Origin of the sequence: Lentzea sp. NPDC051213 (genome assembly GCF_044455585.1) — a bacterium.
Lineage (GTDB): Bacteria > Actinomycetota > Actinomycetes > Mycobacteriales > Pseudonocardiaceae > Lentzea.
Genome location: NZ_JBITEX010000010.1, coordinates 213,661 through 237,888 on the forward strand (window position 1 = coordinate 213,661; position 24,228 = coordinate 237,888).

Annotated in this window: 32 protein-coding genes; 21 read left to right on the forward strand and 11 right to left on the reverse strand. The window is 67.8% G+C overall.

Translation table 11 applies throughout. From position 1 onward, the window contains the following. Positions 1-3 precede the first annotated feature (3 nt). Positions 4-378, forward strand: a complete 375-nt coding sequence (gene tatB, locus ACIA8G_RS37455) for a Sec-independent protein translocase protein TatB (RefSeq protein WP_396423497.1) — start codon at positions 4-6, stop codon at positions 376-378. A 71-nt stretch (positions 379-449) separates the two neighbouring features. Here the strand turns inward: tatB and ACIA8G_RS37460 are convergent, their stop codons facing one another. Then, on the reverse strand, positions 450-1,595 hold the full coding sequence (locus ACIA8G_RS37460; RefSeq protein WP_396423498.1) for an Mrp/NBP35 family ATP-binding protein: 1,146 nt from the start codon (positions 1,593-1,595) through the stop codon (positions 450-452). A gap of 103 nt (positions 1,596-1,698) precedes the next feature. Between ACIA8G_RS37460 and ACIA8G_RS37465 the strand changes: the two genes are divergently transcribed. Together ACIA8G_RS37465 and ACIA8G_RS37470 are read left to right on the forward strand one after the other, a co-directional pair. Next, positions 1,699-2,166, forward strand: a complete 468-nt coding sequence (locus tag ACIA8G_RS37465; protein WP_396423499.1) for a MarR family winged helix-turn-helix transcriptional regulator — start codon at positions 1,699-1,701, stop codon at positions 2,164-2,166. After that, a complete protein-coding gene (locus ACIA8G_RS37470) occupies positions 2,163-2,561 on the forward strand; it encodes an NUDIX domain-containing protein (RefSeq protein ID WP_396423500.1) in 399 nt (132 codons plus the stop codon). Before ACIA8G_RS37465 ends, ACIA8G_RS37470 begins: the two co-directional genes overlap by 4 nt. Here ACIA8G_RS37470 and ACIA8G_RS37475 read toward each other — a convergent pair. The 5 genes from ACIA8G_RS37475 to ACIA8G_RS37495 are packed head-to-tail and all read right to left on the reverse strand — an operon-like array spanning position 2,551 to position 5,767. Then, positions 2,551-2,820, reverse strand: a complete 270-nt coding sequence (locus ACIA8G_RS37475; RefSeq protein WP_396423501.1) for a hypothetical protein — start codon at positions 2,818-2,820, stop codon at positions 2,551-2,553. The two genes, ACIA8G_RS37470 and ACIA8G_RS37475, sit on opposite strands and share 11 nt — an antisense overlap. Positions 2,821-2,851: 31 nt before the next feature. Further along, a complete protein-coding gene (locus ACIA8G_RS37480; protein WP_396423502.1) occupies positions 2,852-3,337 on the reverse strand; it encodes a DUF1003 domain-containing protein in 486 nt (161 codons plus the stop codon). Further along, complete coding sequence (locus ACIA8G_RS37485; RefSeq protein WP_396423503.1) at positions 3,330-4,583, reverse strand: magnesium transporter MgtE N-terminal domain-containing protein; 1,254 nt, start codon at positions 4,581-4,583, stop codon at positions 3,330-3,332. The genes ACIA8G_RS37480 and ACIA8G_RS37485 overlap by 8 nt, the downstream gene beginning before the upstream one ends. Positions 4,584-4,598: 15 nt before the next feature. Next, positions 4,599-5,432, reverse strand: coding sequence for an aminoglycoside phosphotransferase family protein (locus tag ACIA8G_RS37490; RefSeq protein ID WP_396423504.1), 834 nt, complete (start codon positions 5,430-5,432; stop codon positions 4,599-4,601). Continuing rightward, a complete protein-coding gene (locus ACIA8G_RS37495) occupies positions 5,429-5,767 on the reverse strand; it encodes a hypothetical protein (protein WP_396423505.1) in 339 nt (112 codons plus the stop codon). Before ACIA8G_RS37495 ends, ACIA8G_RS37490 begins: the two co-directional genes overlap by 4 nt. 110 nt (positions 5,768-5,877) lie before the next feature. Between ACIA8G_RS37495 and ACIA8G_RS37500 the strand changes: the two genes are divergently transcribed. Both ACIA8G_RS37500 and ACIA8G_RS37505 read left to right on the forward strand, forming a co-directional pair. After that, positions 5,878-6,837 carry an HpcH/HpaI aldolase/citrate lyase family protein gene (locus ACIA8G_RS37500; RefSeq protein WP_396423506.1) on the forward strand — a complete coding sequence of 320 codons (960 nt, stop codon included), beginning with the start codon at positions 5,878-5,880 and terminating at the stop codon, positions 6,835-6,837. 155 nt (positions 6,838-6,992) lie between these two features. Beyond that, positions 6,993-7,166: a hypothetical protein gene (locus ACIA8G_RS37505; protein WP_396423507.1), complete on the forward strand. Its 174-nt coding sequence runs from the start codon at positions 6,993-6,995 to the stop codon at positions 7,164-7,166. Between the two features lie 7 nt (positions 7,167-7,173). Here ACIA8G_RS37505 and ACIA8G_RS37510 read toward each other — a convergent pair whose 3' ends face one another. After that, positions 7,174-7,569, reverse strand: coding sequence for a DUF4190 domain-containing protein (locus ACIA8G_RS37510; protein ID WP_396423508.1), 396 nt, complete (start codon positions 7,567-7,569; stop codon positions 7,174-7,176). A gap of 200 nt (positions 7,570-7,769) precedes the next feature. Between ACIA8G_RS37510 and ACIA8G_RS37515 the strand changes: the two genes are divergently transcribed. From ACIA8G_RS37515 to ACIA8G_RS37585, 15 genes are all read left to right on the forward strand, one after another. After that, entirely contained in the window at positions 7,770-8,966 is a 1,197-nt protein-coding gene (locus ACIA8G_RS37515) for an acyl-CoA dehydrogenase family protein (protein WP_396423509.1), read from the forward strand. A gap of 82 nt (positions 8,967-9,048) precedes the next feature. Beyond that, positions 9,049-9,870 carry a hypothetical protein gene (locus tag ACIA8G_RS37520; RefSeq protein WP_396423510.1) on the forward strand — a complete coding sequence of 274 codons (822 nt, stop codon included), beginning with the start codon at positions 9,049-9,051 and terminating at the stop codon, positions 9,868-9,870. A 38-nt stretch (positions 9,871-9,908) separates the two neighbouring features. Beyond that, positions 9,909-10,505, forward strand: a complete 597-nt coding sequence (locus tag ACIA8G_RS37525) for a hypothetical protein (RefSeq protein WP_396423511.1) — start codon at positions 9,909-9,911, stop codon at positions 10,503-10,505. Between the two features lie 32 nt (positions 10,506-10,537). Then, positions 10,538-10,843 carry a hypothetical protein gene (locus tag ACIA8G_RS37530; protein WP_396423512.1) on the forward strand — a complete coding sequence of 102 codons (306 nt, stop codon included), beginning with the start codon at positions 10,538-10,540 and terminating at the stop codon, positions 10,841-10,843. Positions 10,844-10,935: 92 nt separating this feature from the next. After that, entirely contained in the window at positions 10,936-11,496 is a 561-nt protein-coding gene (locus tag ACIA8G_RS37535; protein ID WP_396423513.1) for a general stress protein, read from the forward strand. Between the two features lie 169 nt (positions 11,497-11,665). After that, positions 11,666-12,919, forward strand: coding sequence for an ABC transporter substrate-binding protein (locus ACIA8G_RS37540; RefSeq protein ID WP_396423514.1), 1,254 nt, complete (start codon positions 11,666-11,668; stop codon positions 12,917-12,919). Further along, a complete protein-coding gene (locus tag ACIA8G_RS37545; RefSeq protein ID WP_396423515.1) occupies positions 12,916-13,866 on the forward strand; it encodes a carbohydrate ABC transporter permease in 951 nt (316 codons plus the stop codon). The genes ACIA8G_RS37540 and ACIA8G_RS37545 overlap by 4 nt, the downstream gene beginning before the upstream one ends. Next, the gene (locus tag ACIA8G_RS37550; protein ID WP_396423516.1) at positions 13,866-14,711 is read left to right on the forward strand and encodes a carbohydrate ABC transporter permease; all 846 of its coding nucleotides are present in this window, start codon (positions 13,866-13,868) and stop codon (positions 14,709-14,711) included. Before ACIA8G_RS37545 ends, ACIA8G_RS37550 begins: the two co-directional genes overlap by 1 nt. A 7-nt stretch (positions 14,712-14,718) precedes the next feature. Then, on the forward strand, positions 14,719-15,903 hold the full coding sequence (locus ACIA8G_RS37555) for an ABC transporter ATP-binding protein (protein ID WP_396423517.1): 1,185 nt from the start codon (positions 14,719-14,721) through the stop codon (positions 15,901-15,903). Positions 15,904-16,175: 272 nt separating this feature from the next. Then, on the forward strand, positions 16,176-17,063 hold the full coding sequence (locus ACIA8G_RS37560) for an SDR family NAD(P)-dependent oxidoreductase (protein ID WP_396423518.1): 888 nt from the start codon (positions 16,176-16,178) through the stop codon (positions 17,061-17,063). 52 nt (positions 17,064-17,115) lie between these two features. Next, positions 17,116-17,703, forward strand: a complete 588-nt coding sequence (locus tag ACIA8G_RS37565) for a type IV toxin-antitoxin system AbiEi family antitoxin domain-containing protein (RefSeq protein ID WP_396423519.1) — start codon at positions 17,116-17,118, stop codon at positions 17,701-17,703. Next, positions 17,700-18,599, forward strand: a complete 900-nt coding sequence (locus ACIA8G_RS37570) for a nucleotidyl transferase AbiEii/AbiGii toxin family protein (protein WP_396423520.1) — start codon at positions 17,700-17,702, stop codon at positions 18,597-18,599. Before ACIA8G_RS37565 ends, ACIA8G_RS37570 begins: the two co-directional genes overlap by 4 nt. A 91-nt stretch (positions 18,600-18,690) precedes the next feature. Then, positions 18,691-19,683, forward strand: coding sequence for a hypothetical protein (locus ACIA8G_RS37575; RefSeq protein ID WP_396423521.1), 993 nt, complete (start codon positions 18,691-18,693; stop codon positions 19,681-19,683). Further along, positions 19,680-19,949, forward strand: a complete 270-nt coding sequence (locus ACIA8G_RS37580) for a hypothetical protein (RefSeq protein WP_396423522.1) — start codon at positions 19,680-19,682, stop codon at positions 19,947-19,949. Before ACIA8G_RS37575 ends, ACIA8G_RS37580 begins: the two co-directional genes overlap by 4 nt. Before the next feature lie 48 nt (positions 19,950-19,997). Beyond that, the gene (locus ACIA8G_RS37585) at positions 19,998-20,444 is read left to right on the forward strand and encodes a hypothetical protein (RefSeq protein ID WP_396423523.1); all 447 of its coding nucleotides are present in this window, start codon (positions 19,998-20,000) and stop codon (positions 20,442-20,444) included. Between the two features lie 148 nt (positions 20,445-20,592). Here ACIA8G_RS37585 and ACIA8G_RS37590 read toward each other — a convergent pair whose 3' ends face one another. Genes ACIA8G_RS37590 through ACIA8G_RS37600 form a run of 3 tightly spaced genes read right to left on the reverse strand, consistent with a single transcriptional unit; the run spans position 20,593 to position 22,625 of the window. After that, positions 20,593-21,084: a GNAT family N-acetyltransferase gene (locus ACIA8G_RS37590; RefSeq protein WP_396423524.1), complete on the reverse strand. Its 492-nt coding sequence runs from the start codon at positions 21,082-21,084 to the stop codon at positions 20,593-20,595. A gap of 9 nt (positions 21,085-21,093) precedes the next feature. Beyond that, the gene (locus ACIA8G_RS37595) at positions 21,094-21,960 is read right to left on the reverse strand and encodes a chromosome partitioning protein ParB (RefSeq protein ID WP_396423525.1); all 867 of its coding nucleotides are present in this window, start codon (positions 21,958-21,960) and stop codon (positions 21,094-21,096) included. Continuing rightward, positions 21,957-22,625: a metallophosphoesterase gene (locus tag ACIA8G_RS37600; protein ID WP_396423526.1), complete on the reverse strand. Its 669-nt coding sequence runs from the start codon at positions 22,623-22,625 to the stop codon at positions 21,957-21,959. The genes ACIA8G_RS37595 and ACIA8G_RS37600 overlap by 4 nt, the downstream gene beginning before the upstream one ends. A 64-nt stretch (positions 22,626-22,689) precedes the next feature. On the opposite strand from ACIA8G_RS37600, the gene ACIA8G_RS37605 reads away from it, so the two are divergent. Then, positions 22,690-23,769: a DUF2332 domain-containing protein gene (locus ACIA8G_RS37605; RefSeq protein WP_396423527.1), complete on the forward strand. Its 1,080-nt coding sequence runs from the start codon at positions 22,690-22,692 to the stop codon at positions 23,767-23,769. Here ACIA8G_RS37605 and ACIA8G_RS37610 read toward each other — a convergent pair. Beyond that, positions 23,753-24,130, reverse strand: a complete 378-nt coding sequence (locus ACIA8G_RS37610; protein ID WP_396423528.1) for a hypothetical protein — start codon at positions 24,128-24,130, stop codon at positions 23,753-23,755. The two genes, ACIA8G_RS37605 and ACIA8G_RS37610, sit on opposite strands and share 17 nt — an antisense overlap. Between the last annotated feature and the right edge of the window lie 98 nt (positions 24,131-24,228).

Here is a 24,228-nt window from a genome sequence, read left to right on the forward strand (position 1 = left end):
CCTGTGTTCGACAGCATCGGATGGGTAGAGATCCTCATCATCGTCGTCGCGGGTCTCTTCATCCTGGGGCCCGAACGGCTGCCGTCCGCGGCCGCCTGGCTCGGCCAGACGGTCCGCAAGGTCCGCGAGTACGCCACGGGCGCCCGCGAACAGCTCAAGCAGGAGATGGGGCCCGAGTTCGAGTCACTCCGCAAGCCCCTCGAAGACCTGCGCGAGCTCCGCAACTTCGATCCGAAGCGCGCGGTGGCCAAGCACCTGTTCGATGATCCCGAGCCCACCAAGGCGAACGGCTACCCGACGCCGCCGACCGCCTCCGCGCCCGAGCAGCGGCCGCTCGCACCGGGCGAGCGCCCGCCGTACGACCCGGACGCGACCTGACCTGACGCACGCGGGGACCTTTCGTACGCACCTGGTGTACGAAAGGTCCCCGCGTGCATTTGGAAAAGCGGTTAGCGACCGGCGGGGGAGACGTTCAGCAAGCGGCCCGCGAGGCCGCGCGAGCGCACCGACAGCTTCTTCGCCATCTCGATGAGCACCTGGCCGGCGGCCGAGTCCGGCACCGCCTGCACGATCGGCGTGCCCGAGTCCCCGTTCTCGCGCAGCCGCGGGTCCAGCGGGATCTGGCCGAGCAGGGGCACCTCGGAGCCGATGGACGTGGTCAGCGACTCGGCGACGGCCTGACCGCCGCCGGAACCGAAGATCTCCATGCGCGAGCCGTCCGGCATCTCCAGCCAGGACATGTTCTCGATGACTCCCGCCACCCGCTGCCGCGTCTGCAGGGCGATGGACCCGGCCCGCTCGGCCACCTCGGCGGCGGCCTGCTGCGGCGTGGTCACCACCAGAATCTCGGCGTTCGGCACCAACTGGGCAACCGAGATCGCGATGTCGCCGGTGCCGGGTGGCAGGTCGATCAGCAGCACGTCCAGGTCGCCCCAGAACACGTCCGCGAGGAACTGCTGCAACGCGCGGTGCAGCATCGGGCCACGCCACACGACCGGGGTGTTGCCCGGCGTGAACATGCCGATCGAGATGACCTTCACGCCCTGCGACTGCGGCGGCATGATCATCTTCTCGACCTGGGTGGGCTTGCCTTCGACGCCGAGCATGCGCGGGATCGAGTGGCCGTAGATGTCCGCGTCGACGATGCCGACGGACAGACCGCGCGCGGCCATGGCCACGGCGAGGTTCACGGTGACCGACGACTTGCCGACGCCGCCCTTGCCGGACGCGACGCAGTACACGCGCGTCAGCGAGCCCGGCTGGGCGAACGGGATGACGGGTTCCTCGGCGCCGCCGCGCAACGTCTTGCGGAGCTCGGTGCGCTGCTGGTCGCTCATCACGTCCAGCTCGACGCGGACGGACGCGACGCCGTCCACCGCGGACACGGCCGCGGTGACGTCCTTGGTGATCTTGTCCCGCATCGGGCAGCCCGCGACCGTCAGGAAGATGCCGACCACGACGGCGCCGTCCGAGCCGACCACGACGTCCTTGACCATGCCGATCTCGGTGATCGGACGGCGGATCTCGGGGTCCTGCACACCGGCGAGCGCCGTGCGGACGTCCTCGACGGTGGGGAGGGGCTGTGTGGTGGTCACCAGGCCATGCTACGTCCGGTGCACACCTGACCTACCGGCCGGTCACTTTCGTCCACAGGCCCAGGTCGTAGCCGGGTAAGAGCTGTCCGTAACATCGACGTCCGTGCCGGAATCGGGTAGTTCCCGATTGCCCACCCGTGTCGAGCTAGGGGTGTGGCGATCGTTCCTCCGCGCGCATGCACGGATCACGAGGGTCCTCGAGGCCGAACTGATTGCTGAGCAGCGCCTTTCGCTCGCGGCGTACGACGTGCTGGTCCAACTGGCCGAGACGCCTTCCATGCGCATGCGCATGACCGAACTGGCCGACGCTGTCCTGCTGTCCCGATCCGGCGTGACCCGCCTGGTGGACCGCCTGGAACGCGCCGGCCTCGTCGGACGGGAACGTGCCGATGGTGATGGACGCGGCATCGTGGCCGTGCTCACACCGCTCGGTGCAGAACGTCTGCGCAGTGCGTCAGCTACCCACCTCACCGGTGTCGCCGAGCACTTCGGCGAGAGCTTCGGGCCTGGTGAGCTCGAAGGCTTCGGCCGGACGTGTGACCGCCTCGCCGCGGACGACGTGTTTCCGTGATCGTGGTGGTGGGACTTGTGCACGTCGAGGCTGGCCGCCTCCTCGTTGTGCGCTCACGCAACAAGAAGGCCTTCTACCTTCCCGGCGGCAAGATCGAGCCTGGTGAGAGCCCTGCCGAGGCCCTGCGCCGGGAGGTGCGGGAGGAGCTCGGGATCTCGCTGGACGCGGTCTCGCCGTTCAAGCGCTACGTCGCTCCCGCGTACGGCGAGGGGGTCGGTGCGATGGTCGACATGACCTGTTTCACGGCCTCGTTGGTCGGCACGCCGCGGCCGACCGGGGAGATCGCCGAACTGACTTATGTGAACCGGGATGAATACCGGTCGCACGTCGAGACGGCGCCCGCGATCCACGAGGTTCTGGCAGACCTGGTCGAGAGTGGACAGATCAGGACGTGATCCGGCGCACTTCCGCCATCACCAGTTCGTCCACTTCCTCGTCGCTCATGGTCGCGTAGGGCGCAACGTCGTAGGTGTCGTCCAGTTCTGACAGTCGTTCACCCTCGTGCTGGTGGCCGAGTACCCGGTGCGCCCAGGCGGTCAGCTCGCGCGGGGTGAGCTCGCCGGACAGGGTCCGAGCGGCCATCGCCCGCAACCCGGCTTCCTTCGCCGCCGCGGTGCCCTTGTCGTGCCACTCCAGTCCGAGTTCGGGCAGCACGTCGCGCCCCGCAGCAGGAACTCCTCGACCGTCACGAACGGATCCTGCGCACGTTGTTCTGTTCCTTCACCAGCTTGTCCAGCTCCCCGCGGATGAAGTCACGCGTGGCCACCTCACCCACCGCCAACCGCAACGCCGCCAGCTCCCGAGCCAGGTACTCGGTGTCCGCCTTGGTCTGAGCGGCCCGCGCCCGGTCCTCCTCCAGCGACACCCGGTCCCGGTCGTCCTGCCGGTTCTGCGCCAAAAGAATCAACGGCGCGGCGTACGCGGCCTGCGTCGAGAAGGCCAGGTTCAGCAGGATGAACGGGTACGGGTCCCACCGCAGCGACACCGCGACGAGGTTCAGCGTGATCCACGCGATGACGAGCAGCGTCTGCCAGAACAGGAACTTGCCCGTGCCGAGGAAGCGCGCGAGCCGTTCGGAGAACTGACCGAACGCGTCGGGGTCGATCGACAGGCGGAAGCCGCGGGGTTCGCGCGGCTGGTCGAGTCTGCGCCGCGGCAGCAGTTCAGGCATGGCTCAGTCCCGTCTCGCGCCAGTTGTCCGGCAGCAGGTGGTCCAGCACGTCGTCCACGGTGACCGCGCCGAGGAGGTGCTCGGTCTCGTCCAGCACCGGTGCGCAGACCAGGTTGTACGTCGCGAAGTAGCGCGTCACATCGCTCAACGAGGCGTTCGGCGACAGTATCGCCAGGTCCGTGTCGAGCACGCCGGCGACCAGGTCGAACGGTGGTTCGCGCAGCAGGCGCTGGATGTGCACGCAGCCCAGGTAGCGGCCGGTCGGGGTCGCCGAGGGTGAGCGGCACACGAAGACCATCGACGCGAGTGCCGGTGTCAGGTCGGGATTTCGCACTCGTGCCAACGCTTCCGCGATCGTCGCGTCCGGCGTGAGGATGATCGGCTCCGGGGTCATCAGACCGCCGGCCGTGTCGAACGAGTACTCCAGCAGGCGCCGGACCGGTTCGGACTCTTCGGGTTCCATCAGGTCGAGCAGCCGGTCCTTGGTCACCTCGGACAGCTCGGCCAGCAGGTCCGCCGCGTCGTCCGGGTTCATCGCCTCCAGGATGTCGGCGGCGCGCTCCTCGTCCAGGTGCGCGAGCACGTCCTTCTGGTCCTCTTCGGACAGTTCCTCGATGACGTCCGCGAGCCGTTCGTCGTCGAGCGCGTCCGCGACCTCGTAGCGGCGCTTGGCCGGCAGCTCGTGCATCGCGTTCGCGACGTCCGCCGCGCGCATGCCCTCGAACACCGCGATCAGCTGCTGCGCGCCCTGCGGCTGGCCGGCGATCTCGTTCACGCTCAGGCCGCCGACGTCCTCCCACCGCCACACCTGCACCGGGCCCTTGCGGCCGAGCCTGCCGTGGCGCTGCCGGACGGCGACCTTGACCATCCGCCAGTCGCGGGTGCGGGTCAGCTCCATGGCGGCGTCCACGACGACCGCGCTGCCGCCGTCCTCCAGCGCGATCTTGGCGTCCAGCAGCTCGCCGATCACCAGCACCTCGTTGACGCGCTGGTGGAACGGTCGCAGGTTGACCGAGCCGGTCGCGAGCGTGACCGCGTTCGGCTCGATGGAGGTGAGCCGCAGCATCGGCACGAAGATCCGCCTGCGGGTCGCCAGTTCGACGATCACGCCGAGCACGCGGGGCGGTTGCCGGTCGATGCGGAGGCTGATGACGACGTCGCGGGCTTTGCCGACCGGTTCGCCGTCGGGACCGAAGACGGGAAGCCCGGCCAGCTGAGCGATGTAGACCCTGTTCACAGCCACCACAACGCCCAGGCTAGATCAGGATCTGACCGCCCACCCGGCGATCTCCGCACAGATTTCTCCCAGGTCCGCCATGTCCTCTTCCAGACACCAGATCCAGTTGGTGACGGCCCGGTGCAGCGTCCAGTCCCGCGCCTTCGCGACGTCCAGTTCACCCGCGTCGCACAGCGCGAGGAACCGGTCGGTCAGCCCCCTGCGGCCGTCCAGCTCGTCGAACCTGTTCCACAGCAACGGGATCATGCAGAACTCGGGATCACCGGCCAGCGGCTTCGGATCGATCATCAGCCACGGTTCGCGGGCGCCGCGCAGCACGTTCTCGTAGTGCAGGTCGACGTTCACCAGGGTCGAGCCCATCGGCCTGGTGCCGGCCTCACGGGCCGCGTCGAGCAGCTTGCGAGGGATCGCCGGGTGGTCTTCGAGCTCGTTCTCGAACTTGCGGATCTCGTCCGGTGCCTGGATCCCGCGGTGGCGGCGCAGCAGTTCGCCGATCACGCCGACGGCCTGCTCGATCGGTTCGTCGTCGAGCGAGTGCGGGTCGAGGCGTTCCAGCAGCAACGCGCCGAGCTCCGCGTCGTGGCCGAGCAGCCGCACGGCGCCGTCACCGTTGTAGAGCTTGAGCGCCAGCGGTTCGTGCTCGGTCTCCTCGTCGACCCAGGTCAGCTTGAGCACCGCCGGGTGCCCGTCGGCCTGGCGGACGGGCAGGGCGATCGCGCAGAAACCGTTCATCACCGCGCCGTCCGGGGTGAGCCGCCAGCGCGAGCACGCCTTCGTGGCGAGCGTCGGCAGCTTCGCGACCCACTGCTCGGCGCCGGCGCCGAGGTCCTCGCCGAAGTCGTCGGGAACGGTGATCATGGGCTGAACTCCAGGCGGTACACGGCTTCCCACTCCGGCTTGGTGTTGAGCCGGGCGGTCTTGAGCGCCAGAACGGTCTCGTCGTCCGGTTCGGTCAGCGCGGCGACGGCCTTGGCGTCGATGAGGTGCGAGTGCGTGCTGGGGGAGCGGACGGTGACGGTGACCTGCGCTCCGTCGATCAGGCCGGGCACCTGCTGCTCGGTGCCGCCGGTGATGACCCACAGGGCCTCGTCGCGCCAGTGAGCGTGCACGAGACGGGGTTCGTGGCCGGGTGAGGTGATCCAGACGGCCGCAGCCTTGCGCAGGGCGGCGTCCAGTACTCGAGTGATCTCCACCGGTTCAGCCTGCCAGGCTTTGTGAAACGGGACTCAGCGAATATGCGCCCGGAGATGATGCGTGCCACTGTGGCGCTCATAGTTACCGGCCGGTACAAGGAGGTACTCCAGTGGTCGACCAGCAGCGTCCCCGTCGCTCGTGTCTGGCGGTCCCCGGCTCGAGCCAGAAGATGATCGACAAGGCGCGCACGCTGCCGGCGGACCAGGTGTTCCTGGACCTGGAAGACGCCTGCGCCCCGCTGGCCAAGCCCGACGCCCGCAAGACCATCGTCGCGTCGCTCAACGAGGGCGGCTGGGGCAACAAGGCTCGCGTCGTGCGCGTGAACGACTGGACGACGGAGTGGACCTACCGCGACGTCACCGAGGTCGTCGAAGGCGCGGGTGCGAACCTCGACTGCATCATGCTGCCGAAGGTGCAGACGCCGGAGCAGATCGTCGCGCTGGACTTCCTGATCACCCAGATCGAGAAGACCATGGGCTACGAGGTCGGCAAGATCGGCATCGAGGCGCAGATCGAGAACGCGCTGGGCCTCGTGAACGTCGACGCCATCGCCACCGCGTCCCCGCGCGTCGAGACGATCATCTTCGGCCCCGCCGACTTCATGGCGTCGATCAACATGAAGTCGCTGGTCGTCGGCGAGCAGCCGCCCGGCTACGACGTCGGCGACGCCTACCACTACATCCTGATGCGGATCCTGATGGCCGCGCGGGCCCACGACAAGCAGGCCATCGACGGCCCGTACCTGCAGATTCGCGACGTCGAGGGCTACAAGCGCGTCGCCGGTCGTTCCGCGGCGCTGGGCTTCGACGGCAAGTGGGTGCTGCACCCCGGCCAGATCGACGCGGCCAACGAGGTCTACAGCCCGAAGCAGGAGGACTACGACCACGCCGAGAACATCCTCGACGCGTACTCGTACTTCACGTCCGAGGCGGGCGGCAAGCGCGGTGCGGTGATGCTCGGGGACGAGATGATCGACGAGGCGTCGCGCAAGATGGCGCTCGTGATCTCCGGCAAGGGCCGGGCCGCGGGCATGGCGCGCTCGAACGTCTGGACCCCGCCGGAGGACTGAGTCCCCGTTTTCCGTTACGGATTGTGCGCTACTTCACCCCAACTATTACTGGACGTGTTCGACCGTCACAGGTTGCGTTCAAAACGGGTGAAGTGGCGCACAATCTGTCACCGAAGTTTGCGGTGTGCCCCCGTGATGGGGGCATGCTCTTGGGCATGTCACGTTCAAGTAACGGAACGAGCAGACGGTTGCGGCTCTTCAAGCGCCGCGAAGACGACCTGTTGGAGCGCAGCTTCCGCAGCTGCCCCGGATGCGACACCGACGTCCACGTGTTCGCCGACGTCTGCCGTCACTGCGGCGACCCCCTGGAGATCGTCCTCGCGAGCTGAGCTCGCGCTACCGGACGCCTTGGTTCGCCGCCGCGATGATCGCGATGATGATTATCGCGAAGTAGAGCACGTAGCCGGCGATCACCACATAACCGACGATGATGCCCGCGAGCGCCATGCCGTGGCCGTCCTCCTCGCCCCGCTTGATTCTCCCCATCGCGATGTGGCCGAAGATGACGCCGACGATGGACGTCACGCCACAGGTGGCAACACCGATGCACGACAGCACGAGCGCGAGGATCGCGTTCGTCTGCGACTTGGGCTGGGGCGGGTAGCCGTAGGGGTACTGCGGCGTCCCGTACGGCGGCTGCTGGCCATAGGGCGGCTGCTGGCCGTAGGGCTGGCCGGGCTGCTGGCCGTACGGATCACCCGGTTGCTTCGGGTTGTACGGGTCGTAGGTCATCGTGGTTCCCCCTAGAAGTGGTGAGCCGGGATATTAAAGTCCATCGGCCAGTTCGTCGCGTGTGGGTGCGCGATTCCACCGGTTGGGGATGCTGTCTCGGTACAGGCGGCGAGACTGTGTTGCGGTGAGCACACCGCTGTCGCAAACGGGCGTTAACCGGTCCATACTCGCCGGTAACTCAAGTCTCGAAGGGAAGTGCGATGGCGCGCCTCGCCCAGACCGCGGGTCTCACGGACATTCAGGAAGAAATCCTCGCGACCGTTCGCACGTTCGTCGACAAGGAGATCATCCCGCACGCCCAGACGCTGGAGCACGGTGACACGTACCCCACCGACATCGTCGAGGGCATGAAGGAGATGGGCCTCTTCGGCCTGACGATCCCGGAGGAGTACGGCGGCCTCGGCGAGTCCCTGCTGACCTACGCGCTGGTCGTCGAGCAGATCGCGCGCGGCTGGATGAGCGTCTCCGGTGTCATCAACACCCACTTCATCGTGGCGCACATGCTCAAGCAGCACGGCACGCCCGAGCAGAAGCAGAAGTACCTGCCGCGCATGGCGACCGGCGAGGTGCGCGGCTCGTTCTCCATGTCGGAGCCGGAACTGGGCTCCGACGTCGCGGCGATCCGCACGCGCGCCGTTCGCAAGGACGACGGCTACGTGATCAACGGCCAGAAGATGTGGCTGACCAACGGCGGCACCTCGAACCTCACCGCGGTGCTGGTGAAGACCGACGAAGGCGCCGAGAAGCCGCACCAGAACCTCACGACGTTCCTGGTGGAGAAGCCTGAGGGCTACGGCGAGGTCCTGCCCGGCCTGGTCATCCCCGGCAAGATCGACAAGATGGGCTACAAGGGCGTCGACACCACCGAGATGGTGTTCGACGGCTTCGCCATTCCCGCCGACCAGATCCTAGGCGGTGCCGCGGGCCAGGGCTTCCGGCACATGATGGACGGCGTCGAGGTGGGCCGCGTGAACGTGGCCGCCCGCGCGTGCGGCATCGCGATCCGCGCCTTCGAGCTCGCGATCGAGTACTCCCAGCAGCGCAAGACGTTCGGCAAGGCCATCGTCGAGCACCAGGCCATCGCCTTCAAGCTCGCCGAGATGGCGACCAAGGTCGAGGCCGCGCACCTGATGATGGTGAACGCCGCGCGGCTGAAGGACTCGGGCCAGCGCAACGACGTCGAGGCCGGCATGGCCAAGCTCATCGCCTCCGAGTACTGCGCCGAGGTGACGCAGGAGTCGTTCCGCATCCACGGCGGCTACGGCTATTCCAAGGAATACGAGATCGAGCGCCTGATGCGCGAGGCCCCGTTCCTGCTGATCGGCGAGGGCACCTCGGAGATCCAGAAGACGATCATCTCCCGCGGCCTGCTCCGCGACTACCAGTCGCGCGGCTAGAGACGTTCCCCCGTTAGGGGCCATTCTTTCACGAGAGTGGCCCCTAACGGTTTTCCGCTGGGAGCCATAGGGTTCGCTCACTTTGAGCACAGATCTGACGCTTCCAAGACCTGTGTCGCCGCCGCACGTCGTCCGCCTGGAACTGGACACCTTCTCCGGCGTCGACCGCCCAGCGCTGGCCAAGTGGTTCGGCGCCCTGTTCACCGACCTGCTGGCACCCCTGTGCCCGGCCTCCGTGGCGGAGCTCGTGTCGGTGGCGCGCGACTACGTGCCATCGGATACAACTCCTTGGGGCCCACCGGGTTACGCGCGCCTGCTGCTCTCTTCGGGTGACTTCACCTTCTCCACGTGGGACGCGGCGCTGTCGGAGCTGCCGCCTTTCCTGCGCGTGCAGCTCGTCCAGCTCGACTCCCAGGGCCTGCCCCTGGTCGACGGCGGTTGGTACGCGGAGGTGATGCTGAAGGACGACCCCGAGTTCCCACACCAGATCGTGGTCGCCGCCTCCCGTTCCCTGTTCGGCGGCTGGATTTCCCCTGTGACCCAACAGGAATGGCTGGCGGCACTCCGCACCGGCGCCGCACTGGTCCGCGCCTCGGGCGGCTGGATCACGCTGGACCGGGTGGGCGTCCGAACCGCACACGAGGTCGCGGCCGGCGTTGGAATCGACGAATCCCTGTTCATGGCAGCGGAGTTGGCCCGAGGCCCGCACTGGGCCACGTTGCTGGGCCCTCGCCAAGTAGCCGCTTTGGGTGGCGTGCAAGAGGTTTGCACGGCCGCGCCCTGCCACCTGGCCGAGCACCTCGGCGGCGGCCGGATCCTGCTGCAGCTGACCGAGCACCTGGACGACGTGCCACCGGAGGCGCTGGAGGCCCTCGCCGCGTTCCTGCAGCCCGTGCTGCACTGACCCTGCCGACCCCGGCCATCGATGGCACCCTGTCGTCCGTGCAGCCTTCACCGAAGACGGACGTGCTCATGGCCGTGGACACCGCACTACGCCCAACGGGCTTCGTCCGCCGCGGCCACGTCTGGCTGCAGGAACGCGGTGACGGAGCCTTGGGCTGGCTCGGCTTCGCCACCTCGGGCTCGTTCGACCTCACCCCGCTCGTGGGCGTCTGCTTCAAGCGGTACGACGAGGTCTGCCGCGCTTTGGGCGTGGGTGCGTCGACGACCCCGCTGGTGTCCGCTCCGGTGGGCTACCTGATGCCGGAGAAACCGTGCTGGCGCTGGACCTTCACGCCCGGCGGCGACCACGCTGCGGTCGCGTCGTCACTGGTGAGCGCTGTGCTGAAGCACGGCCGGCCGTACATCGACAAGTACGCCAAGTGGGATGCGCTGTCCCGCGAGCTCGTGGCCAAGCCGGAGTCGTTGCTCGACTTCGAACGGGCGCGGAAGCTGGCGATCATCCACTTGCTCAACGGGAACGTCGGCGCGGCCCGTGAGGTGCTTCGGAAGGAGCGGGAACGGGTGGTGGACTGCGTGGACGTGTCGGCGCGGTCTTACCGGGCGTTCGCGCACCGGTTCGAACTCACGTTCGCCTGAAACCCGGTTGCCGCCGTGGCGACACTCAAGTCATGTCCCGGGAAGAGTGGTTGAAGGAAGCCGTGGGCCGGCTGGCCATGCCCGCCGACGCCCAACGCGCGTGGCTCGAGTCGATCGGCACGGCCCCGTTGGCCGACGAGCTGGCGCTCGAGTTCGACGACGCACTCATCCGGCACAGGGCCGTCAGCACTGAGGCCGCGGCGCTCGTCGCCCGCATCAACGGGTTGCTCGAGGACATGAGCGGGCCGGGCCCGGTGTGGCACGTGGACGCCCTCGCGACCGCCCCGCAGTGGGCGGAGGTCCGCGCGCTCGCCCAGGAGGCGTTGCCGCTGCTGTAGGGCGGTGCGACGGACCGGGTACGTTCAGCCGGGAGGTGAACCCGGCAAAACACCCGCAGGCGTCTCAGCACTCCGGACCAGGCACTGGCAGGATGGAACGATCAGCGCGTCCGACAGAGGTGGTACCAGTGACGAGTCCGTTCGCCAACCCGAACCGGCCCGGCGTCCCGCCCCGCCTGCCCACCCCGCCGACGGGCTGGCCGATCGGCTCCTACGCCACGTACGAGGAGGCACAGCGGGCGGTCGACTTCCTTGCGCTGGAAGACTTCCCGGTGCAGGACATCACGGTGGTCGGCGTCGACCTGATGCTCGTCGAACGGGTCACGGGCAAGCTCACCTGGAGCCGCGTCCTCATGACGGGTGCCGCGAGCGGTGCGTGGTTCGGTCTGTTCGTCGGTCTGCTGCTCACCCTCTTCAGCCCCGAGCCGGGCGTCACGATCGGCCCCGTCCTCACGGGCCTGATCACCGGTGTGTTCTTCGGGCTGGTGTTCGCCGCGGTCGGGTACGGGTCGGCGCGCGGCAAGCGGGACTTTCAGTCGGCGAGCCAGTTGGTTGCCGGGCGGTACGACGTGCTGTGCCACCCGAAGTCGGCCGAGAAGGGCCGTGACCTGCTCGCCAAGCTCGCGATGCGGCCCTCGAACCCGAGCAGCTGAGACGAGTACCGGGAACGATTGGTTCTGAATCGTTGCTCCCTTTGGTTGCGGCTCCTGATCACCGGGCCTAGGTTCGGTGCACCGGTCCGCCCGGTGCGGCCGGTGGCACGACGAGGTGCCGGGCGCTGCGGTCTGGCTCCTCCGTGTAGTCGGGAAGGAGGCACGGCCGATGGGTGCGACACGGCGCTATCGACTCGCCGCTGGGTTGGGGACCGCTTTGCTCGCGGCGACCACCTTGACAGCGTGTGGGTCGGGCGACGGCGGCATCACCGTCAACGTCTACAAATACAACCAGGAGAACTTCCAGGCGATCGTCGACAGCTGCAACGCGAAGGCCGGCGGGCGCTACAAGATCGTGTACAACAAGCTTCCCCGTGAAGCCGATGGTCAGCGCGAGCAGATGGTGCGCAGACTTGCGGCCGAGGACGACAGCATGGACGTCCTCGCGCTCGATGTCACGTGGACGGCCGAGCTCGCGAAAGCGGGCTGGCTCAAGGAGTTCACCGGTTCCGTCAAGTCGCAGGTGGAGACTGGCACGCTGCAGACTCCGCTGGACACGGCCACCTACGAGGGCAAGCTGTACGGCGCTCCGGACAACACGAACGTCCAGCTCCTCTGGTATCGCTCCGACCTCGTGCCCACGCCGCCCAAGACGTGGGACGAGATGATCTCCATGGCCGAAGCCCTGGTCGCACAGGGACAGCCCGGCCTGATCGTGGGACAGGGCAAGCAGTACGAGGGGCTCGTCGTGCTGTTCAACACCCTCGTCAACTCGAACGGCGGCACCATTCTCGACGAGAACGGCACCAAGGCGATCGTCGACGCCAAAGCCGTGGAAGCGTTGGGAGCCTTGAAGAAGCTCGCTACGTCGAAGGCGATCGACCCGTCGTTCTCCAACTCGACGGAGGACCCTGCACGCCTGCTGATGGAGTCCGGCAAGGCGGCGTTCCAGCTCAATTGGCCGTACGTCTACGCGGCCGCCCAGAAGAAGCCGGACTTCGCGAAGAACTTCAAGTGGGCGCCGTATCCCACGGTCAGCGGTGACGCCGCGAAGGTCACCGTTGGCGGTATCAACTACGCCGTCAGCAACTACACCACGCACCCGAACGAGTCGTTCGACGCCGTGTTGTGCTTGCGCGGCGCGGAAAGCCAGAAGATCGCCGCCCTCAAGGACGGTGTCCCGCCGACCATCAAGTCCGTCTACGACGAGCCTGAGATGGTCGAGGCGTACCCGATGAAGGACGACATCCTCAAGACACTGGAGAGCGCCAGCGTGCGGCCGCGCACGCCCGCCTACCAGAACGTCTCGACGGTCATCTCCACGATTCTGTCGCCGCCCGCGGACATCGACCCGCAGGCGACGGCCGACCGGTTGCGCGAGGAACTGCAGAACGCACTCGACTCCAAGGGGGTGCTGCCGTGAGTCACGCGACCGCGGAGAAGGCAGACACGGCGCCGAAACCCGTTGCGCCCAAGAAGAAAGTCGCGCTGAGCGAGGGCAAGAAGGCCGAGCGCAAGCTCGGCTGGCTGCTCTGCGCGCCCGCTGCGCTCACCATGATCGCGGTGACCGGCTGGCCGATCCTCTACTCGATTCTCCTGTCGATGCAGCGGTTCGACCTGAAGTTCCCCGACCGGACCGAGTGGATCTGGTTCGACAACTACGTCACGGTGCTGAGCAGCCCCTATTGGTGGGATGCGGTGTGGGTGACGGTGCTGCTCACCGTTGTCACCGTTGCCGTCGAGCTGGTGCTCGGCATGTCGCTCGCGCTGATCATGCACCGGGCGCTGGTCGGTCGCGGCATCGTGCGGACGACATCGCTGATCCCGTACGGCATCGTCACGGTCGTGGCCGCGTTCTCCTGGCGCTTCGCCTGGACGCCCGGCACCGGCTACCTCGCCGAGGCGCTCGGTGGTGAGCCCGTGCTCACCGAGAAGATCCCGGCGCTGATGGTCGTGGGGCTCGCGGAGATCTGGAAGACCACGCCGTTCATGGCTTTGCTGCTGATGGCCGGTCTCGCCCTCGTGCCGGACGACCTGCTCAAGGCCGCCGCGATGGATGGCGCGAACGGGTGGCAGCGGTTCATCAAGATCACGGTTCCGATCATGAAGCCGGCGATCCTGGTGGCGTTGCTGTTCCGCACGCTCGACGCGTTCCGCATCTTCGACAACCTCTTCGTGCTCACCGCGGGCTCGCAGGGCACGTCGTCGGTGTCGATGCTGACCTACAACAACCTCATCAAGGGCTTGAACCTCGGTATCGGGTCGACGATGTCGGTGCTGATCTTCCTCATGGTCGCGCTGATCGCGTTCATCTTCATCAAGCTCTTCGGCACCGCTGCTCCCGGCAGCGACGACGGGGGGAAGCGCTGATGGCTGGTATCGGAGGAGCCGAGACCACCGGCAAGAAGGTCGGCTGGGGTCTGCTCAACGCGGTCGTCGTGATCTACGCGCTGATCCCGGTGCTGTGGATCGCCTCGCTGTCCTTCAAGTCGCCCGCGACCCTCGCGGACGGCAACTTCATTCCGCGTGAATGGAGTCTGGAGAACTACAAGAACATCTTCGCGACGACGGAGTTCACCAGGGCGCTGATCAACTCGATCGGTATCGCGATCATCGCGACCACCATCGCCGTGGTGTTCGGCACGATGGCGGCCTACGCCATCGCCAGGCTGGACTTCCCCGGCAAGAACGTGCTGGTCGGCGTCTCGCTGCTGATCGCGATGTTCCCGCAGGTCTCGCTGGTGTCCCCGCTGTTCGAGATCGAGCGCTCGATGGGGCTCTTCGACACGTGGCCCGGCCTGATCCTGCCGTACATCACGTTCGCGCTGCCGCTCGCGATCTACACCCTGTCGGCGTTCTTCCGCGAGATCCCCTGGGAACTCGAGAAGGCGGCGAAGATGGACGGTGCGACGCCGGGGCAGGCGTTCCGTCGCGTCATCGCGCCACTGGCCGCGCCGGGTGTGTTCACGACGGCGATCCTGGTGTTCATCTTCTGCTGGAACGACTTCCTGTTCGCGATCTCGCTCACCTCGACCGAGCAGTCGCGGACCGTGCCGGTGGCGCTGTCGTTCTTCACCGGCAGCTCGCAGTTCGAGGACCCGGCAGGGTCGATCGCGGCGGCCGCCGTCGTGATCACCATCCCGATCATCCTCTTCGTGTTGTTCTTCCAGCGCCGGATCGTCGCCGGCCTGACCTCCGGCGCCGTCAAGGGGTGAGTTGCTAATGGCAGAAATCGTTCTGGATCAGGTGACCAAGAGGTATCCCGACGGCGCTCTCGCCGTGCAGGAGGTCAACCTCGAGATCGCCGACGGCGAGTTCATCATCCTGGTCGGCCCGTCCGGCTGCGGGAAGTCCACCACGCTCAACATGATCGCGGGCCTGGAGGACATCACCGACGGCGAGCTGCGCATCGGCGGGCAGCGAGTCAACGAGAAGGCGCCCAAGGACCGCGACATCGCGATGGTGTTCCAGTCCTACGCGCTCTACCCGCACATGACGGTGAAGGAGAACATGGCCTTCCCGTTGCGGCTGGCCAAGGTCGACAACGCGACGGTCGAGCGCAAGGTGCAGGAGGCCGCCGACATCCTGGACCTCACGCAGCACCTCGACCGCAAGCCGTCCAACCTGTCCGGTGGCCAGCGGCAGCGCGTGGCGATGGGTCGCGCGATCGTGCGCAGCCCCAAGGCGTTCCTCATGGACGAACCACTGTCCAATCTGGACGCCAAGCTCCGCGTGCAGATGCGCACCTCGGTGTCGCGCCTGCAGAAGCAGCTCGGCACGACGACGGTGTACGTGACGCACGACCAAACCGAGGCGATGACCCTCGGCGACCGGGTCGTGGTCATGCGCGGCGGTGTCGTGCAGCAGCTCGGTGCGCCGCAGTTCCTCTACGAGCACCCGGCGAACCTGTTCGTCGCGGGGTTCATCGGCTCGCCGTCGATGAACTTCGTGCCGGCGACGCTGGAGAACGGCTCGCTGCGTTCGGTGCTCGGCGACGTGACGCTGACGGACCGGGTTCGGCAGCTGGTGGAGGGTGCCGACGCGCCCCGCGAGGTGATCATGGGCATCCGCCCCGAGCACTTCGAGGACGCGGCACTGGTCGACGCGGCGGCGCTGTCGTCCGGCGGCAAGTTCACCTCGCAGGTGGACGTGCTGGAGTCGATGGGCTCGGACAAGTACGCCTACTTCAACCTCACGGGCGAGCAGGCGGCTTCGGCGGAGCTCCAGGAGCTCGCGGCGGACGCGGGTGCCGACGACGTGCCGGGTGAGGGCATCTCGCTCGTCACGCGTCTGTCGTCGGCGTCGGGTGCCGCCGAGGGAGCCTCGGCGGACATCTGGTTCGACGCGGACAAGGTTCAGCTCTTCGATCCGTCCACCGGCAGGAACCTGACGTACACGGAACGGTGAATTCTCGTTTATCCGGCCGCCTTCCCTCTGCGGGAAGGCGGCCGCTTTTTGTCACTCGAACGGGTTAGGGCGAAAGTCCTGTGTTCAGTGAGGCCGATTAGTCCGGGGCATCAGCTGGGCAGAACTCGGTTCGCCATTGGGCGCTCGGCAGCAACGTCTCGCCGAAACATGTTCTGCGCGGCTTCGGTTCTTACGCACGCTTGTCGAAGGCGGGTACAGGACCACAGGGGGGTTCCGGGGAACCGCCGCCGAGTGATGAAAGAGAGCGTGCAATGGGGATCCTGGACGGAAAAGCGGTCGTCATCACGGGGGCGGGTCGAGGACTGGGCGAGGCGTACGCGATGCACGCCGCCCTCGCCGGCGCGTCGGTGGTGGTCAATGACAACGACGGTGACCTGGCGGAGAGGGTCGCGGAGCACATCCGCGGGTACGGCGGCCGCGCCGTCGCCTCGACGCACACGGTGGCCGACCCCAGTGAGGCGGCAAAGATCATCGACCTGTGCGTCGACGAATTCGGCCGCATCGACGGTCTGGTGAACAACGCGGGCCTGAACTACGAGACCGCGCCGTGGGAAGACGACCCCGAAACGATCAAGCAAGTCGTCGAGGTGAACGTCCTCGGCGTCATCTATGTCGGAATCGCGGCGATGCGGGCGATGCGTTCCTTCAACGGTGGTTCCATCATCAACATTTCGTCCGGTGCGTCGTTCGGTCAGCGCAAACTCGCCACTTATTCGGCGACCAAGGGCGCGGTGGCGTCGTTGAGCTACTCGTGGGCACTCGACCTGGAGTCGGAAGGCATCCGCGTGAACGCGGTCTGCCCCGTCGCGCACACGCGGATGGTGTGGAAGTCGGAGCGTTCGCTGCGCGCGATTCCGGCCGACCGGACCCCGGGCAAGGTGGCGCCCCTGGTGCTGTTCCTGCTCTCGGACCGCTCGGAGGGCATCACCGGCCAGGTCATCCGGTGCAACGGCCGGCAGCTCCACATCGTGGGGCAGCCGTACTTCAAGCAACCCATTCTGGAGAGCGACAACTGGGACACCGCTTCGGTGGAGCGGGCGTTCACGGGCGTGCTGCAAGCTCACCTCGAACCGTACGGGTTGGAGAAGAGGATGCCTCCCCGGCTCCGTGCGCTGGTGGAGCCATCGCAGACCGCCTGATAGCTGGATAGAAGTGTTGCCAGGTCAGCCTGATCTGGCGACACTTCTATCCATGAGTGCAATGGCATCGCTTCCCGCCACGTTCACCACCGGCACCGCCCGCGACTCCGGCCTGCACTTCCGCGACCTCTATCGGCTCCGTGACGAGGGTGAGCTGATGGAACTGTCGCGAGGTGTCTTCCGCAAGGCAGACGCGGCGGTGCCCACCTGGCCGGACTTGCTGGCGGTCTCGATGCGTGCACCGGTAGCCATCGTGTGTTGCGTATCGGCAGCGGTGGTGCATGACCTCACTGATGAGATCCCTCGTGAGGTGCAGATCGCCGTGCCCAGGAACCGGCGGCCGCCGCGCATCGACTACCCGCCGACCGAGGTGTTCAGGTTCGGCATCGAGTCGTTCGAGTCCGGGCTGACCGAGGTGGAGGCGGCTCCTGGCGAGCACGTGCGGATCTACAGCCAGGAAAGGACCGTTGTCGATCTCATGAGGTTGAGAGGCCGGCTCGGGGAGCCGCTCGCACTGTCCGCCCTGCGCAGGTACCTGCGTCGCAGGGATGCCCGGCCGGGTGAGGTGCTCGCGTTCGCGGAGGAGTTGGGCGTGCTCGGTTCGGTCAGGACCGCGGTGGACGCGGTGATCGCAGAGTGAAGCCGACGAGGGCGACGCCAGGCGGTCGCGCCTACTTGGACCTGCAGAACCGGGCGCGCCGCGAGAAGCGGCCAACACAGGAGTTGCAGACGCTCTACGTGCTTGAACGGTGGCTCGCGCGCCTTGCCGCGTCACCACACGCCGGCACGTTCGTGCTCAAGGGAGGCATGCTGCTGGCAGTGTTCGACGCCCGCCGTCCGACCGCGGACGCCGACCTGCTCGCGCGGAACCTGGCCAATGATGAGGACGCGGTTGTCGGACGCGTGATCGAGGTGGCGCAGGTCGTGTCGAACTTCGACGACGGCGTCGAGTTCTTGACCGACGCGGTCACCGCCACGTCCATCCGGGACGATGACATGTACGCGGGTGTGCGGATCTCGATGGATTGCCGCATCTCGAACGCCAACGTGAAGCTCAAGCTGGACATCAACTTCGGCGACCCGGTGACGCCGGAGCCGCAGGCGCTCGAACTGCCCTCTCAGCGACCGGATGTCGTGGCCGTGCCCGTGCTCGGCTATCCGATCGAAACGGTTCTGGCGGAGAAGAGCAGCACAGCGATCGCCTTGGGCCGGGCCAACACCAGGATTCGTGACTACGTGGACATCCACGTGCTCACCGGCAAGCACTCGGTGTCGTACGGCGTGATGCGCGAGGCGCTTGTCGCGACGACGAGCCATCGTGGCGTCGAGTTGAGGCCGCTTTCAGGAGTCGTCGGCGATCTGGCGTCGGTGCGGCAGCAGGCTTACCGGGCCTATGTGAGGAAGATGGGCGTGGACGCGGACCACCTGCCTGACGACTTCGGTGATCTGGTGTCGGCAGCGGTCGAGTTCGTCGATCCGCTCGCCTCGGGCGAGCCATGCGAGACCTGGGATCCTGCCGTGCGGAAGTGGGTCTGACTCGATCACCTGTTCGGGTGTTCGGGTGACGTTTGCGCACGTCACACGGATGGCTCCGGGAATTGTCAGACCCGTCTGTCACCATCGGGGCATGGTCGAGCGCAAACCCAGAGTCACCGACTGGCGACTCGTCGTGCAGTCCCGGTTGGACCGGGTCCGCGCGGATCTTGCCGCGCTCGGACCGTCGGATCCGGTCGATCCCGAGGGTGATGTGTGGCGTCGCACGGCCGAGGCGCAGGCGGCCGTGGTGGAGGCGATGCTCAGCGATCGGGAGCCGTGGTGGCGCATGGTGCCGTCGTGGTGGTCCGGCTGGTACATCGAGCGGGCCTGGCGCGCGTTGCACGAGGCCGAGGTGGCGACGATCTCGGCCGAGCGCGGGTTCATGGGGCGGTTGCCGGGGTTGCAGGCTCGGGTCGCGCAGTACCTGGACGAGGACGATCCGCGGCGGCGGGCGCTGGAAGCGTTGCGGCCGGGGGAGTTCACGCCCGCGGTGGAGCGGGCGATCGTGGTGGACGCGTTGCGGGCGGCGTACGACAACTCGGACTTCGCGCACGCCGGTTCCCGGGCGTTGCGCAACAAGCTGATCGCGGCGTCGCTGGTGTTGTTCGTGATCAACACCGTGCTGGGCGTCGTCGGCATCGTGAAGCCGGGGATCATCCCGCTTTGCGTTGATCCCAAGGAGAACGCGCTGCCGACGGTGTGTCCCGGCGGCACGGCCAAGGCGTCCGCGGTGGACGTGTGGCTGGTGCAGGTGCTCGGGTCGTTCGGCGCCGTGCTGGCGGCGGTGGTGCTGCTATTACGCCGCCGGCCATCGCTCTCGCCGTACGTGATGATCGGTTACCAGGCGCTGATCAAGATCATGCTCGGTGCGGCACTGGCGGTGGTCGGGATCTTGGCGCTCGGGGCCGGGGTCACCAGCGGGCTGATCGGCATTCCGTCGGCTGCCGCGCTGCTGCTGTGGGCCGTGATTTTCGGGTACGCACAACAGATCGGGACGCGATTGCTGGACAAGTACACGGACGAGGTGCTGGACCAGGCACGGCCGATGCCTGACTCGGACGGCCCGCGGGTGGCGCCGCGGTGAGTGTGTCGGACCGCGTCGCGAACCGGGTCGGCCGCGACTTCGGTGCGTCGGCGAGCGAGGTGCTGGGCGCGCTCGCGCTGGCCGAGACCGGCAACCAGGACGTGGAACGGGTGCACGCCGCGATCGTGCTGATGGCCGAGGGCAGTGTGGAGCGGCTGTGGCAGGCCGTCGAGTTGAGTGCGCTCGACTGGCGGGACGTGTTGATGAACGGCGGGCTGGCGCACGGTGACTGGCCGGCGGTGCTGGAGCGCGAGTTCGGGCAATGAGTGCTGGGGTGCCGCTCAACAGGATCGGCCGCCGGACGTCTTGACGACATGACCATTTCGCGACGTGTGGTGCACCGGGTCGAACGCGATTTCGGTGACCGGGCGAAGGAGGCGCTGAGCACGCTCGTTCTCGCGGAAGCCGGCAACCAGGACTGCGAGCGGATCTACGCCGCCATCGTGCTGATCACTGCCGGGCGAACGCAGCGGTTGTGGGAGGCCGTCCAGCTGAGCCGGCAGGATTGGCGTGACGTGCTGGTGTTCGGCGGGCTCGCCGACGACGACTGGCCCGAAGTGCTGGAGCGCGAGTTCCCGGAACCGGACAAGCGACACCGGCCGAAGATCGTGTCGGAACGCGTCGCCGCGCGGGTGCGCAAGGACTTCCGGCCCAAGGAGGTTGAGGAGGCGTTACGAGAACTGGCCACCACCTACACCAGCGGCCAGGGCTGGAACCGGATGCAGGCCGCCGTGGTGCTGAAGGCCGGGGGCGACCTGTAGCGGCTGAAGCGAGAGATCCGCGAGAGCCACAACGACTTCCGCGGCGTCCTCACGGGCAGCGGGCTCGAGCACGGCAACTGGCCCGAGGTGCTGGACCGCGAGTTCCCGGAGCCGGACAAGCGCAAGCGCAGGTGAGTCAACTCCGGCGTCAGCGCTGCGGCGGCGTCCCAGGACCGTGCCGGTACCTGAGCAGCGACTCGGTGCTGTCGAAGTGCCGAAAGCCCGCCTTCTCCAGGACGCGGGCGGAGGCGGGGTTCGTGCGCTCGACGTCCGCGTGGACGGTGTGCACGTCTGCCAGCGACAGCGCGAACGACGTCAGCGCCGAGGCCGCTTCGGAGGCGTAGCCCTTGCCCTGCCGTGAGGGCACCACGCCGTAGCCGATCTCCACGCAGCCGTCGGAAGGAGGCCAGAACAGGCCGAGTGAGCCCACCACCTCCGAGGTGGCCTGCTCGATGATCAGGCGGTGCCCGAACGGCGAGAGCCAGTCCGGGTTCGAGGCGATCACCCCGGCGATCACGGTGTCTCCTTCGGCCGGGAAGTCGGCGGCCCACGAGGGCTGACGATCAGCGGAGACCACCGCGTGGATCTCCGCGGAGGTCCACGGGCGCAGGATCAGGCGCGGGGAGTGAAGATCAGGCACCGCCGCACGCTAACCGCGGTGCGGGCGCCCGTGCGAGCGAGTTTCCTCGCGCACGGCGTTGATCACGTCGGCGTCCCAGCGGTGGGTGCGGATCAGGCGGTACCGCTCGCCCGCGACCCACATGTACGCCTCGGTCTCGGTCCGGTCGCCGATCATGTCGGCCTGCCGCAGCATCGCCACGACCGGCTTGTACTCCTCGGCGTACCAGCGTCGCGCTACCTCACCGCGGTCCAGGAACTGGCACGTGTCCTGCATGAGCCGGAAGCCCCACGCCTCGACGTGCTCGCCGAGTTCGGCGTAGTCCCACGGGTCGGACAGCACCACGGCGGCGCGGGACTCGCCGGTCAGCGGCACGCGGTCGAGGAACAGGCGCCGGTAGTCCTTCACGATCAGGTCGCCGCGGTACCGGATGCCCGCCGAGTTGATCCGCGTGATCACCTGCGTCACGTAGGCGTCGATCACCGTCAGGCCCAGTGCGTGCGCGACGGAGACGCGGTGGTGGCCGTCGATGATGAAGTGCAGCTCGCCGATCCGGTACACCTCGATCGGCGGGACGTTCTCGCCGCGGCGTGCGGCCAGGGCGAGACGTTGCCAGCGTTCCCGGACGCGGCCGGAGGTCGGGCGGAAGCGGCGGTCGAAGTCGCGGGTGCGGTCGACGCTGCCCACGATCGAGTCCAGCCGGATGGTCTGCAGGCCCAGCCGCTTCTCGGACAGCATCCCGAGCGACTCCACGACCTCGTGGAACGGCAGCATGATGTTCACGTCGTCGGGCTCGCGGCGCAGCCACGCCGCCAGCCGGGACATCACCTGGCGGCGGCGGGCGCGGACGAAGTCGTTCTCGGCGTCGGCCAGCGGAAAACCGGTGTCACGTCTCATCGCGGAACCCCCGATGCAGACACGTCCAGCACCTTGTACCCGACGACGTTGACCACGCGGGTGTCGCCGAGTTGACGGTCGGGTTTGGGCGCGCCGTGCGGATGGATGTGGCCGTGCAGCAAGAGGCCGGGCTGCAGACGGGAGACCAGCGTGTGCAGGCACGCGAAGCCTCGATGCGGTGCATCCGGTTCGTCACCGCAGTCCCGCGGAGGGGAGTGGGTCAGCAGCACGTCCACGCCACGTCCGTCCCGCAGCCTGCGCCACCCGGCCAGCCGGGACACCCGGCGGGCACGGCGGGCCTGCTGCCGTTCCGTCCACTGGTTCGGGCCCTCGTTGTAGCGGATCGAACCACCGAGCCCGGCGATGCGCAGCCCGGCGACGTCGATCACGCGTTCGTCGGCGTTCACCGCACCGGCTGGTCCTGGCCAGCGCACCGGCACGCCCGCCTTGGTCCACAGGCCGCGCACGTTCGCGTAGCCGGAGAGGTCGGTGTCGTGGTTGCCGGGCACGAACACGAGCGGCCGGTCCAGCGCGTTGGCCAGAAACTCCAGGTAGTCGAAGGGGAGGTCGCCGGCTGCGACGATCAGGTCCACCTCGTGGCGGTGCACCTGTTCGGTCCACAACTGCTCGACGACCTCGTCCGCGACGGCCAGAACCCTGGGCATCTCTGCAGGGTAATCAGGCTTTGTGCGGATGACGCGGGACGAACCTCCTACTAGCGTCAATGCTGTGCTTGCCGAGCTGTTCGCCGCGGCCGCCCACGGCTGCCGCGACCGCAGTCCGCTGACCCAACGACTCCTCAACGACGCCGCCGAGGACCTCAGACAGGGCGGCGTCACCGCCAGGATCATGGCGGGCGCCGAACGCGACCGGGAGGGCACCGTGCCCGGCCTGCGGTTCGCGGGCGCCGTGCACCGGCTCGTGCTCGAAGGGCGGGCGCCGGACCTCGCGAAGCACTACCCGTCCGTCGGCGGGCAGCCGCACCTCCCGACGCTGTGGGAGGACGCGCTGCCGGCGCTCAAGGAGCACGCCGGTCTGCTCCGCCAGCGGATCGGCGCCACGGTCGTGCAGACCAACGAACCCGGCCGAAATGCGCCCCTCTACGGCGGCCTGCTCGTCGCCGCACAGGAGGCGGCGAAGGCGGCCGGGCGGCACGTGCCGTTCTCCGTGCGGCTGCTGGAGGTCGGCGCGAGCGCCGGGCTCAACCTGCGCCCGCACCACGTCGGGTACCGGCTCGACGACGGCACGGTGCTGGGCGACCAGGACAGCCTGCTCACCCTCGACCCGCAGTGGACCGGCAGGCCACCCGCCGACCTCGGCCACCGGCTGCGCGTGGTCGGCAGGGCCGGCTGCGACATCAGCCCGATCGACGTGTCCACAGAGGACGGACGGCTGCACCTGAGCTCGTTCGTCTGGGCCGACCAGCTCGACCGGTGGAACCGACTGCGGGACGCGCTCGACCTCGCCGCGGTCGACCCGGTGAAGGTGGATCAGGGTGCGGGGCCGGAATGGCTCGCGCACCAGCTCGCGCGCGCCGAACGCGACGTGCTCACCGTCGTGTGGCATTCCGTGGTGTGGCAGTACGTTTCGCCCGCCGACCGGGCGATGGGCCGGGCCGTGCTGGCGGACGCGGCGGCCAAGGCGACGCCCACGACACCGTTGGCGCTGCTGGTGTTCGAGCCGCGCCGGGAGATCGACTACAGGTTCGCGCTGATGCTCAAGCTGTGGCCGGCCGGGATCTCGCTGTCACTCGGGATCGGTGAGGGACATGGCATTCCCTTCACCTGGGACGTCACCCCGTGGGAGTGAGCACCGGGTTCACCACGTAACGCCCGTCCTGCTGCTCGACGGGCAGCCGGAACTCCGTGCGGATGCCGTCGCGGGTGTATTCGACGACGACGGCACCGTCGCGGTAGACGCCGCGTTCCACCTGCGCCGTGGCGAAGTGCTCGGTGGTCGCCTTCGCCACGTCTTCGCCGCCGAGCGCCAGCAACGGCTGCAGCTTGTGGAAATCGTGCAGCTGCAACGCGTTCGTCACTTCGGCGGCGAGCTCCTCCGGCGTCTCCCTGCCCGCGTCCGGCCAGCCCGCGATGAACGCGAACACCATGATGAGCCAGGCGGTCGGGAAGACGAGCAGCCAGAACCGCAGGTTCGTCAGCCGCTCGTACACGTCAGGGCGTCCCCGAGATCAGCACGAACACGGTGGTGATCCAGCAGAGCAGGAAAGCGAGGATCCAGAAGCGGATGTTGGTCAGGATTCTGGTCATG